9 protein-coding genes are annotated in these 11,170 nt (G+C 63.9%); 3 read left to right on the top strand and 6 right to left on the bottom strand.

What is annotated here, in order from left to right; translation table 11 throughout:
* Positions 1-103: 103 nt before the first annotated feature.
* The gene (locus ACEN2S_RS19530) at positions 104-1,513 is read right to left on the bottom strand and encodes an aminotransferase-like domain-containing protein (protein ID WP_441869480.1); all 1,410 of its coding nucleotides are present in this window, start codon (positions 1,511-1,513) and stop codon (positions 104-106) included.
* Positions 1,514-1,597: 84 nt separating this feature from the next.
* On the opposite strand from ACEN2S_RS19530, the gene ACEN2S_RS19525 reads away from it, so the two are divergent.
* Positions 1,598-1,807 carry a DUF1127 domain-containing protein gene (locus tag ACEN2S_RS19525; RefSeq protein WP_441869477.1) on the top strand — a complete coding sequence of 70 codons (210 nt, stop codon included), beginning with the start codon at positions 1,598-1,600 and terminating at the stop codon, positions 1,805-1,807.
* Positions 1,808-2,012: 205 nt separating this feature from the next.
* Here the strand turns inward: ACEN2S_RS19525 and ACEN2S_RS19520 are convergent, their stop codons facing one another.
* The 3 genes from ACEN2S_RS19520 to ACEN2S_RS19510 all read right to left on the bottom strand — a co-directional run bounded on the left by ACEN2S_RS19520 (position 2,013) and on the right by ACEN2S_RS19510 (position 6,662).
* Entirely contained in the window at positions 2,013-2,267 is a 255-nt protein-coding gene (locus tag ACEN2S_RS19520; RefSeq protein WP_441869474.1) for a hypothetical protein, read from the bottom strand.
* Positions 2,268-2,459: 192 nt separating this feature from the next.
* Complete coding sequence (locus ACEN2S_RS19515) at positions 2,460-5,540, bottom strand: efflux RND transporter permease subunit (RefSeq protein WP_441869471.1); 3,081 nt, start codon at positions 5,538-5,540, stop codon at positions 2,460-2,462.
* A gap of 9 nt (positions 5,541-5,549) precedes the next feature.
* Positions 5,550-6,662: an efflux RND transporter periplasmic adaptor subunit gene (locus tag ACEN2S_RS19510; RefSeq protein ID WP_441869468.1), complete on the bottom strand. Its 1,113-nt coding sequence runs from the start codon at positions 6,660-6,662 to the stop codon at positions 5,550-5,552.
* Positions 6,663-6,783: 121 nt separating this feature from the next.
* Between ACEN2S_RS19510 and ACEN2S_RS19505 the strand changes: the two genes are divergently transcribed.
* Positions 6,784-7,380 (top strand): TetR/AcrR family transcriptional regulator, encoded by a 597-nt coding sequence (locus tag ACEN2S_RS19505; protein ID WP_441869465.1) that lies wholly within the window; start codon positions 6,784-6,786, stop codon positions 7,378-7,380.
* A gap of 194 nt (positions 7,381-7,574) precedes the next feature.
* Here the strand turns inward: ACEN2S_RS19505 and ACEN2S_RS19500 are convergent, their stop codons facing one another.
* Positions 7,575-8,654 (bottom strand): 2Fe-2S iron-sulfur cluster-binding protein, encoded by a 1,080-nt coding sequence (locus ACEN2S_RS19500; protein ID WP_441869463.1) that lies wholly within the window; start codon positions 8,652-8,654, stop codon positions 7,575-7,577.
* Positions 8,655-8,657: 3 nt separating this feature from the next.
* Entirely contained in the window at positions 8,658-9,893 is a 1,236-nt protein-coding gene (locus ACEN2S_RS19495; protein ID WP_441869460.1) for an aromatic ring-hydroxylating oxygenase subunit alpha, read from the bottom strand.
* Positions 9,894-10,245: 352 nt separating this feature from the next.
* On the opposite strand from ACEN2S_RS19495, the gene ACEN2S_RS19490 reads away from it, so the two are divergent.
* Positions 10,246-11,145 (top strand): LysR family transcriptional regulator, encoded by a 900-nt coding sequence (locus ACEN2S_RS19490; RefSeq protein ID WP_441869458.1) that lies wholly within the window; start codon positions 10,246-10,248, stop codon positions 11,143-11,145.
* Positions 11,146-11,170 lie beyond the last annotated feature (25 nt).

The raw sequence follows: 11,170 nt of genomic DNA, 5'->3' as shown, positions 1-11,170 counted from the left end.
TGTTGCCCCGTGTGGGAGGCGTGCCCCCAGGCGGGGTTGGTTTTTTTTTTGTTTTGTGGGGCGTTTTTTGTTTTCCCCCCCCCCCCCCCCCCCTTGCCCCCTCTCACACGGGCAGATCGCCGGGCGGATTGTTCAACAGCCGCGCCAGAACCTTCAATGCCCCCGCAAAGCGCGCCTCCTCGATCCCGCTCGCCAGCGCAATCCGCACGGCATTCGGCGCATGACCATCGACCAGCGCATATTCATCGGCAGACCGCAGCAAGACGCCTTCCGCCTCCGCCATGCGGGCGAATGTGGAGGCACGCCAGCCCGTGGGCAGTTTCAGCCAGAGAAAGGACAGGCCCGGCTGCCAGCTCACATCATGGCCGGCCAGCGCCTCGAGCACCATCTGCAGCCGGTGCGAGGCAATCGCCTGCGCCGCATCGCGCAGCCGCGCGGCCTCGCCCGAGACGAGCAACCGCGTCACGATGTCGGTGATGGGCCGCGCGAGGCCGAAATAGCTGTGCTGCGCCGCCAGGCGCCCCGCCTCGCCCATCCCCGCCGGGCAGACCACCGCGCCAAAACGCAAGCCCGCCGAGATGGATTTCGACAGCGAAGCGACATGCCAGACCCGCTCCGGCGCCATGGCGCGCAACGAGGGCAGATTGGGGGCGGGCACCACATAGCTCGCATCCTCGAGGATTTGCAGATCATGCGCCCGCGCCACGGCGATGATCGCCTGCCGCCGCTCCAGCCCCATGCGGGCGGCGGTGGGATTCTGCGCCTCAGGGGTCACGCAGACCACCTGCCCCGAATGCCGCTGGCAGGCCGCATCCAGCGCCTCGGGGATCATTCCCTCATTGTCGAGCGCCACCGGCACGACCTCGGCCCGGTTCAGCCGCGCGGCATGGCGAAAGCCGGGATAGGCCAGCGCCTCGGCCATCATCGCCGGGCGATCCCCCCGCAGACAGCATTGCAACACGATATTGATGCCGTTCTGCCCGCCGTGGCTGAGCACGAGATCATCTGCGCTGAACGGACCGAGCTGGCTGTCGTTGTACCAATCCACCACCGCGCGTCGACACAATTCATCGCGCCTGAGGCCGGGATATTCCATGTAATGCGGCCCGACATCGGCGGCGGCGGCAATCATCGCCTGCCCGATCGCCTCGGGCTGCCCCACATCCGGCAGTTGTGGCGAGCGCAGATCCACCGGCCCGTTCACCCGGTCATAGTTCGGCGCGCGGTCAATATAGAGCGGCTGCGTCGGCCCCAGACGCGGGCTGGCCGCCGAGACAAAGGTGCCCCGCCCCACCGCCGCCTGCAAAAGCCCCTCTTTCGTCGAGATCTGATAGGCGCGCGCCACGGTGCCGGGGGTGATCGACAGCCGCCAGGCCAACTCGCGCACAGGTGGCAGGCGCGTGCCCTGCGGCAGCGCCCCCGACCGCACCGCGTCACGCAGCGCCCGGCTGAGCGCCAGATATTTCGGTCCGGGATATTGTGTGAGGTCAGGCTGCCAATTTGTATCTGTCACAATGTTTCTCTGGACCATATTGTACCGAGTTTGTATCTTCATCCTATCAGAGCGTTCTGATTGTATCAACACAAAGGTTTAAAAATGTCCAGCCGTGTCCTGTCCCGCCCCGCCCTCGCCCTGCTTCGCCCGTTGGCGCTGCTGCGCCGCGCGTCGGTTGCAGCCGCCACTTGGACATCGCGCCGCCATGAGCGCGCGGCGCTGTCGCGCCTCGACCCGCATTTGTTGAGCGATATTGGTCTGGATCAGGCGACTGCCGCGCAAGAAGCGCAGCGCCCCTTCTGGCAAGCATAGGACACGGCTCCCCTGACGTGATCCTCTTCCTCGGCCGGGCTCGTCCCGGCCGTTTTTTTATGCGAAATCAAACACATGACAGAGCCCATGCGATCCATCGCCCCGACCGAAGGATGGCGCAGAACAGGCAAAGACCCGCCCCCGGAACAGAGGCGGGCGTGGCACATTGCTCATGTACCCCGTGAACAAGGGGTACAATTTCGTCTCAGGAGATCACCGCCTCAATGGCGATCGAGCGGCGTTTCATCTCTGCGTAAAGCGCCGGGATGACCCGCGCCTGATGGATGACGCGGGAAAGCGCCTCGCCCAACTGACCTTCGGCGACGGGGCCACGCACCCGCCAGACCATGCGGCGGGCCACGCCATCATCATAGACAATCTCGACATTCCCGGCCGCGCCTTTGCGCAGGCCAAGGAAATCAAAGCCGCCGGTGGCGCTGTGAAAACTGATCGGGGACATTGTACTGCTCGCTTTTTTATTGTGTCGTCTTTTGAGCAGACTCTGCCGAAGGCCCGGCTCCGGGTCAAATCACCGCTCTGTCAGTACGGCGTATAGTGCCCGGGCGCGGCTCGGCGGCCACACCGCCTTTTGATACAAAACCCCGGCACGAGGGGTGCCGGGGTTTTGCCGAATGGTACAAGGCGGGCCAGATCAGACCGGGCTGCCCTCCTCTTTCACATGCGCCATCTTCGCCATCAGGAACTGCGCATCCGAGCGCGAGATCAGGCTGTAGAACATTGGCACGACAAAGAGGGTGAAGCAGGTCCCGACCAGGAGCCCCGCGAAGATCACGATGCCCATCGCCTGCCGCGCGGCAGCCCCGGCCCCTTCGGCCAGGATCAGCGGCACCACGGCAAGCGCCATGGCGGCGGTGGTCATCAAGATCGGCCGCAGACGGGTTTTCGCGGCTGCAACAATGGCTTCGCGGCGGCTCAGCCCATGTTCCTCGCGCTGCTGGTTGGCAAATTCAACCATCAGAATCCCGTGTTTGGTGATCAGACCGATCAGCGTGATCAGACCGACCTGCGTGTAGATGTTCAGCGTTCCGAGCCCGAGGTTAAGCGGTACAATCGCGCCAAAGATCGACAGCGGCACCGACATCAGGATGATGAACGGGTCCCGCAGGCTTTCAAACTGCGCCGCCAGCACGAGATAGATCACCAGCACCGCCGCCGCAAAGGCGATCAGGATGGTGTTGCCCTGGCTTTCCTCCAGCCGCGACTGGCCGGAATAGTCGAGGAAGAACCCGTCCGGCAGCACTTCATCCGAGATGCTCTTCAGCTCGGCCAGGCCCTGCCCGGTGGAAATGCCCGGCAAGGGCAGCGCCGAGATCGTGGCGGCGTTCAGCTGGTTAAACTGCTCGATCGACGCTGCGGCGGCCCCGGTCGAGATGCTGACCAATGCCGAGAGCGGTACCATCTCGCCCGTTGCAGCCCGCACAAAGAAGCGGCCCAGCTTGTCGGGGTTGTTGCGCCATTCCTGCGGCACCTGGGTGATGATGTCATAGCTGTTCGAATCGATGTCGAACTGCGCCACGGCACCGCCGCCCACCAGCACACCCAGCGTCGCGCCGATCTCCGACACCGGCACATTCAGCGCCGCCGCCCGGTCGCGGTCGATGGTCAGCCGCACTTTCGGCGCGTCAAAGGCCAGCGAGTTCTGCACGACGATGAACTTGCCCGAGGCCTCGGCCTTGGCCTTGATCTCATCGGCCACCTCGACCACGCGGTCGGCGGAATGGATCGACTGGATCACCATCGAGATCGGCAGGCCACCGCCGGTGCCCGGCAGGGTCGGCGGCGCAAAGACAAAGCCCTCCACCCCGGTATTCTTGCCCAGACGGGCCTGAATATCCTGCTGAATCTCGGCTTGCGAGCGGGTGCGCTCGGCCCAGTCCTTCAGCGACCAGATGTAGATCCCGGTGTTCGCTGCCCCGCCGAAACCGGCGATGGAGAAGTCCACCTTGACCTCTTCGATGTCCTTGGTCTTGACCGAGATGTCGTCGGTGTAAAGCTGGGTATAGTCCTTGGTCGCGTAGCGCGGCCCGTTCAGGAAGGCGAAGAGCACGCCCTGATCTTCCTCCGGCGCCAGTTCGCTTTTGGTGTTGAGGAACATGAAGCCCGTCACCCCCAGGAGCACCGCCACCATCAGCATGGTCACCGGGCGATAGTCGAGCGAGCTGGAAACCCGGCGCTCATACCAATTGGCGAGGCCGTCGAACACGCGGTCGACCGTGCGCTGGAAACGGCTGGTATTGCCATGCGACAACAGCCGCGCCGACATCATCGGCGTGATGGTCAGCGCCACCAGCCCCGAAATCAGCACCGACCCCGCCAGCGTATAGGCAAATTCGCTGAACAGGGCCCCGGTCAGGCCGCCGGTAAAGCCCAGCGGCGCCAGAACGGCCGCCAGCGTGATGGTCATGGCCACGATCGGGCCGGTGATCTCGCGCATGCCCTTGATGGCGGCGGCCAGCGGCTTCATCCCCTCCTCGATATGGCGGTGGATGTTTTCCACCACCACAATCGCATCGTCGACGACCAGACCAATCGCCAGCACCATCGCCAGCAAGGTCAGCAGGTTGATCGAATATCCCAGCGCCAGCAGCAGTGCCAGAACCCCCACCAGCGACAGCGGGATGGTGGCAATCGGCATCAGCACCGAGCGGAACGAGCCGAGGAAGAGCAGGATCACCACAACCACGATCACCACGGCTTCGGTGATCGTCTTGAACACCTCGTCAATCGAGGCGCTGATGGTCTCGGTGGAATCGTAGACGAGCTCCATCTTCATGCCATCGGGTAGGCTGGCGTTGATCTCGGGCAGTTCCTTCACCACCGCCGCCGCCGTGGTCAGCGGGTTGGCGGCCGGCGTCGGGAAGACGCCGATGAAGGTGCCGGGCTTGCCGTTGAAGGTCACGATTTCGCTGCGTTCAGCGGCCGCGAGTTCAACCTGCGCCACGTCGCGCAGACGCACCACCGCATCCCCGTCGGATTTCAGCGGCAAGGCGCCAAAAGCCTCGGGGGTTTGCAGCGTGGATTGCAGCGTGATCGACTGCGCCACGAATTCATTCTCGGTCTTGCCCGGCGCCGAAAGGAAGTTCGACGCCTTGATCGCCGCCAGCACTTCCGAGGCGGTGACCCCGCGCGCCGCCAATTTGATCGGATCGATCCAGACCCGCATCGCATAATTCGAGGCGCCGATGATCTGGATCTCGGCCACGCCCTCGATGGTGGACATGCGCGGGCGGATCACCCGCTCAAGATATTCCGTCATCTGTTCGGGCGTCATGTTCGGGTTCAGCGCCGCCAGATACATCAGCGCGAACTGCTGCCCGGTGCCTTTCACGATCGACGGGTCTTCTGCACCGGAGGGCAGATCGCTGCGCACCTGCTGCACCTTGGCCAGAACCCCGGTCAGCGCGGCATCCGGATCGGCACCGAGTTTCATATGCACCGAGACTACGCTCGCCGACGGGGTCGAGGAGCTGGAGACATAGTCAATATCTTCGGTCGTCGCCACGGCGGCGGCGATGGGGGCGGTGATAAAGCCCTGAATGAGTTCCGGCGACGCCCCGGCATAGACCGTGGTGACGGTGACCACCGTCTCCTCGACCTCCGGATATTGCCGCACGGGCAGATTGCTCAGGCCATAAACGCCCAAAAGCAGGATAAAGGATGCCAGAACGGTGGAGAGCACCGGCCGGCGGATGAACAGTTCCGAGAAATGCATGGCCGGTCCTTATTCTGACGCCGTGGCCGCGGCCGAAATCGGCTGCACGGAATTGTCGACGGTGACACTGGCGCCGTTGGACAAACGGTTCTGCCCGGCGGTGACCACCTGATCCCCTGCCGCAACGCCTTTGACGATTTCGATGTTCTCGCCGGAGCGGCGGCCGGTGGTGACAAAGACCTGCTCGACGGTTTGCATGCCCCCCTCTTCCTTGGCGGGCCGCAGCGCATAGACCGACGCGCCGTAGAGGTTGGAGGTCACCGCCGTTTGCGGCACCGAGATCACGCCATCTTCGGGGGGAAGTTCAACGCGCACCCGCAGGAACTGGCCCGGGTAGATCTGGCCCGAGGGGTTCTCGACCACCGCCCGCACCGTGATCAGGCGCGAGGCCGGATCAATCTTCGGCTCGATCGCGATCACCGAACCGGTTGCGGTCAAATCGCCCACTTCCGAGGTGATCACCACCGGCAGGCCGACCTTCACCGACGCAATCTCCTGTTCGGGGATCGAGAAATCGACGCGCATCCGGTCCAGGTCCTGCAAGGTCGCATAGATCGTGCCCGGCGTCACATATTGGCCCGGATCCACCTGCGCGATGCCGATGGTGCCGTTGAACGGTGCCATCAGTTGCTTTTGCTCCAGCGTCGCTTGCAGTTTCTCCACCGCCGAGCGCGCCTCGGTGGCCGCCGCTTCGTCGGTTTGCAGCGAATTGGTCGAGGAGATGCCGCGCGACTGCAGCTCGCGCGAGCGCTCAAGGTTGGCCTGCGCCAGCACCAGCCCGGCTTTGGCCGCCGCGAGATCCGCCTGTTCGGTGCGGTCGTCGATCTGCAGCAGCAGCTGGCCCTTGGTGACCTTGCTGTTGGCGTCAAATTTCACGTCCCGCACGATTCCTGCGGCCTCCACCGCCAGATCGACGCCTTCGGCGGCATTCGCCGTGCCGATGGCATCCACACCCGGCGTCCAGACCACGGCTTTGGCTTCCGTCACCGAAACGGCAACCGGCGGCGGCGTCATACCGGCAAAATACTGGGCAATCATCTTGTCGCGGAACATATTGAACCCGACAATCCCACCCCCGATCAACCCTAGGAGGATGACCGCCAGGAAAAGGCGTTTGAACATAAGAGAGCTCCTGAACTAGGTGGCGATCCGCCCATAATAGCAGTAGGGGCAAGATCAGGCTTCTAAATTTATCACTTTCACTGTACCGTCTGGACGGTAAAGTCAATCGGACCCGAAACGCATGGCCCCAAAATCTTCTCAGCTGAGTGAAACACGCACACGACTGCTTCAGGCTGCTGAAGAATTGACCACGTTGCACGGGCCGGCGCGGCTGTCGCTGGACGCCGTCGCGGCGCAGGCGGGGGTGTCGAAGGGTGGGCTTTTGTACCATTTTCCCTCCAAAAACCATCTGTTACGGGGCATGGTGCAGGCGCATGTCGATCTGATGCGCAGCGAAATGGCGGCGCGGGTGCCCGGCGGGTTGAGCGGCCCCGGCACGGCGCAGCAAAAGGCACTGGCCTATCTGGGGCTGATGCGGGATCTGCTGCTGACCAAAAGCAGCGCGCCCACCGGCCTCTTGGCCGCGATTCTCGAAGATGCGGAAATGGTGGCCTCGCTCGATGAATTCCGCCGCGAGGTCGAGCAGGCCTTTGTCGGCTCTGCCGCCGACAGCCGCAAAACCCGGCTGATTTATCTGGCGCTGGAGGGCATCAATTTCGGCTGCATCTCCCGCCAGATCGAGGCGCTGGACCGCGTCCATTATCTGGAAGCGCTGGAGGATCTGGAACTGATCCTGAGCGCCTATGACTGCCCGAACGGACTGCAGGACTGCGGCTGAGCCCGGCCCAAAGCCCGGCATCCCAGCTCAGGGTCCCGGACCAGCATCGCGGCCCGGGATGCCGCCCAAATCCCCACAAACACGAACACCGCCCGAAGGCGGTGCGCGGGGGGCGGCCTGATGCAATCAGAAACCACCCGTTCAATTGAAGGCCCGTGGCCCGGCCCCTGACAGGGCCGGATCCGACGCTGCCCTTACACTTCGACCGTGACGGGCCCCATCGGATGCGAGCAGCAGGCCAGAATATAGCCGTCCTCGATATCCTCGTCGGAAATCCCGCCGTTATGGACCATGTGCACATTGCCCCCGGTCTTCTTGACCTTGCAGGTGCCGCAGAGACCAAAAGTGCAGCCCGAGGGAATGTTCAGCCCCGCCGCTTTCGCCACGCCGAGCACGGTATCCGTCTCGGTACAGGCCGCGGTGATCCCCGAGACCGAGAAGATGATCTCGGCCTTGGCGCCCTCTTCCGGCACGGTATCGTCGAGTTCCGGCGCTTCGGCCTCGTTGTGCACCGGCGCCTGAAAGCTCTCCTGATGATAGCGGTTCATGTCATAGCCGAGCGCGGTCAGCATGTCGCGCACGCCCTGCATGAAGGGCTCCGGCCCGCAGCAGAAGACTTCGCGGTCGAGGTAATCCGAAGCCATGAGGCCGAGCATGATCTGGTTCAGCCGCCCGCGATAGCCCGGCCAGGCACGGAACGGATCCAGCTCTTCCACCACGAAATGCAGCGCAATGCCCGGCACCCGGTTGGCCATATGCTCCAGCCGCTCGCGGAAGAGAATTTCCGAGGGTTTGCGCGCGGCATAAACAAAGGCGATGTCCGGTTCTTGCCCGACATCCCAGAGCCAGGTGGTCATCGACATCATCGGCGTGATGCCCGACCCGGCCGAGATGAACAGGTATTTCTGCGCCGGATGCTGGGCAAAAGAGAAGATCCCCGCCGGGCCAAAGGCCTTGATCTGCATCCCCGGCTTCAGATGGTCGAGCATCCAGCGGGTGCCGATGCTGCCCGCCTGCGCCTTGACCGTCAGGCTGATCGACAAGGGGCGCGAGGGACTGGACGAGATCGTATAGGTGCGGTGCACGGTGCCGCCGGGCACCGGCAGCTCCAGCGTCATGAACTGCCCCGGCAGATAGTCGAACCAGGCCCCCGAGGGCGCGCGGAAGGTGAAGGTGGCGGTGGTGGCGTTTTCCGGCACCACCATCACACATTCCAGCTTTTCGCTATCCTTCCAAGGGGTTGCGCCATAGGTCTTCAGCGTCGGGAATCCCATCTCTTACTCCGCTGCCAGGGCCGGACGCGGCGCGAGGGCACCTTGCATCTTGCCGATGTACCAGTCGATGAACTGGATCACGCCCTCTTCTTGGATCTTGGAATAGGGGCCGGGTTCATAGGCGGGCGAGTTGATGCCGGCCTGGTTTTCCTCGACCACGCGGCGGTCTTCGTCATTGGTGTTCAGCCAGACCTCTGTCAGGTTTTTCACATCATAATCAACGCCTTCCACGGCGTCCTTATGCACCAGCCATTTCGTCGTCACCTCGGTCTCGGTTTCCGAGATCGGCAGCACGCGGAAGACGATGGCGTGATCACCGAGGAAGTGGTTCCAGGTGTTCGGATAGTGGAAGAACAGCAGACTGCCCGCATCGTTGAAGGGCATGCTGCCCATGCGTTTCGTCACCGCCGCCTTGGTGTTCATCGTATAGCTCTCGGCGTTGTTCAGGAGCGGGATCCGCGCCAGACGCCATTGCATATCCGGGTGATGGGTGAAACGCGCGGGCAGACCCGCCGCCTCGCACCGCGACCAATGCGCCAGAATATCCGGGCTGGCCGCATCCGGGCCTTCCATCGCCGTCATCGCCGGGTTGTCGGAATAGGTGCGGCAGAGCGAGGGGTGCGAGCCGCCGCAGTGATAGCATTCGCGGTTGTTCTCGATCACCAGTTTCCAGTTGGCCTTCTCGGTGATGGTCGAGGAGAACGCCACTTTCGCATCGTTCAGCCCGCTCGGCGCGAGGTATTCGGCCAGCTTGTCCGCCACATCGAAGACCGGCGGATTATCGGCGAGGCAAACAAAGACCATGCCGCCGACTTCCTGCACCGCAACCGGTTTCAGCCCGTATTTCGAGGCGTCGAAATCCGGCCCCATGTCGCGGGCATAGAGCAGACGGCCGTCCAGCTCATAGGTCCATTGGTGATAGGGGCAGACCAGTTTCGGGCTGGAGCCGGTGTCTTTGGCGCACAGCCGCTGACCGCGGTGGCGGCAGACATTGTGGAAGGCCCGGATCGATTTATCCGCGCCGCGCACCACGATGACCGGATAGGCCCCGATCTGCAGCGTGGCGAAATTCCCCGATTTCGGGATTTCGCAAGCGGGGACGGCGAAAAGCCATTCCTTGTAGAACAGATGCTCGAGGTCCAGCGCCAGTACACCCGGGTCGCAATAGAGCGCCTGCTCGAGCGCGTGATCGGGTTTGCGCGCATCCATCAGCGCGCGGGTCTCAGAACTTCCCAGCATGGTCTACCCTATGTCTTGCCGACGGTGATGCACCGGCGCGCGGCCTTCGTGATGGGGGTCAAAGATGCCCCCTGCACCACTGTTTTAGCGCAAGCCGGCGATGTCGCTTTTGTCATTTGCGACCAAGTCAAATCCGAACGAGACAAGCCGGGCCGCGCGGTAAATTTTCTGCACCCGCATCCAATTTCCGCGCTGCCGCATTTCGAGGCGAATCCGCCGCAAACCGCGCACGGTGCAGGCAAATCACCGCCGCTGCCGCACGGCCCCTGTGCGCAACGGCGGTGATTCCGCCTCTTTCCCCACAGACGCCAAGCCATTAGCCTGCCGCAAACGGAGATCTGCCGGAGCCTGCATGGACCGTATGAGCTGTGACCGCATGTTCGTCAGCGTGATTGAGCTGGGCAGTTTCACCGCCGCCGCGCAGCGTCTGGGCGTCAGCTCGGGTCAGGCGTCCAAGCTGGTGGCGAAACTCGAAAGCGACCTCGGGGTGCAGCTTCTGGTCCGCTCCACCCGCGCGGTGGCCCCGACCGAGATCGGGCTGGGCTATTACCAGCGCCTGCGCCCCCTGATCGAGGAGTTTGACGCGCTGGATGCCAGTTTGCGCAGCGCCTCCGACCGGGTGCAGGGGCGGCTGCGCCTCTCGGTGCCGGTCAGTTTCAGTGCGCAGGTGCTGGCGCCGATGCTCGCCGATTTCGCGCTGCTGCATCCGGAGGTGGCGCTGGACGTGGCGGTGACCGACCGGCAGGTGACGCTGGTGGATGAGGGGATCGACCTCGCCCTGCGCATCGGCCCCAGCCGCGACACCAGCCTGATCGCCCGCAGGCTCTGCCCGATCCGGGTGATCTGTGTGGCCTCCCCCGCCTATCTGGCCGCGCGCGGCACGCCGCACACGCCCGAGGATCTGGCAGGCCATGACTGCATTCTCGATGGCAATTTCGCCGATCCGCACCGCTGGACCTTCCGCGACATGCCGCCGCTGCGGGTCGAGGGGCGGATCTCTTTCGCCCATGCCGAGGGCTGTGTGGCCGCCGCCGAACGCGGCCTTGGCCTGACGATGACCCCGAGTTTCGTGGCCGGTCCCCGGATCCGCGCCGGAACGCTGCGCCCGGTGCTGGCCGCCTATGAGGCGCCCGCAATCGCCCTCTCGGCGCTCTATCCCGCCGGGCGGCATCTGGCGGCGAAACAACGCGCGCTGATCGACTTTCTGGTGCAGCGGTTTCAGGGCGCGCCGGACTGGGATCAGGGCTGGTGACATATCTTCCATATTGGAAGAACCC

Origin of the sequence: Phaeovulum sp. W22_SRMD_FR3 (assembly GCF_052113705.1) — a bacterium.
Lineage (GTDB): Bacteria > Pseudomonadota > Alphaproteobacteria > Rhodobacterales > Rhodobacteraceae > JBGQOG01.
Note: the sequence above shows the minus strand (reverse complement) of the source record. Positions and strands in the feature narration are given on the sequence as shown.

Excerpts from the sequence above, each read along its gene's own strand:
- ACEN2S_RS19495 (WP_441869460.1), bottom strand. The coding sequence starts at position 9,893 with ATGCTGGGAAGTTCTGAGACCCGCGCGCTGATGGATGCGCGCAAACCC.
- ACEN2S_RS19520 (WP_441869474.1), bottom strand. The coding sequence starts at position 2,267 with ATGTCCCCGATCAGTTTTCACAGCGCCACCGGCGGCTTTGATTTCCTT.
- ACEN2S_RS19505 (WP_441869465.1), top strand. The coding sequence starts at position 6,784 with ATGGCCCCAAAATCTTCTCAGCTGAGTGAAACACGCACACGACTGCTT.
- ACEN2S_RS19515 (WP_441869471.1), bottom strand. The coding sequence starts at position 5,540 with ATGCATTTCTCGGAACTGTTCATCCGCCGGCCGGTGCTCTCCACCGTT.
- ACEN2S_RS19525 (WP_441869477.1), top strand. The coding sequence starts at position 1,598 with ATGTCCAGCCGTGTCCTGTCCCGCCCCGCCCTCGCCCTGCTTCGCCCG.
- ACEN2S_RS19490 (WP_441869458.1), top strand. The coding sequence starts at position 10,246 with ATGGACCGTATGAGCTGTGACCGCATGTTCGTCAGCGTGATTGAGCTG.
- ACEN2S_RS19510 (WP_441869468.1), bottom strand. The coding sequence starts at position 6,662 with ATGTTCAAACGCCTTTTCCTGGCGGTCATCCTCCTAGGGTTGATCGGG.
- ACEN2S_RS19500 (WP_441869463.1), bottom strand. The coding sequence starts at position 8,654 with ATGGGATTCCCGACGCTGAAGACCTATGGCGCAACCCCTTGGAAGGAT.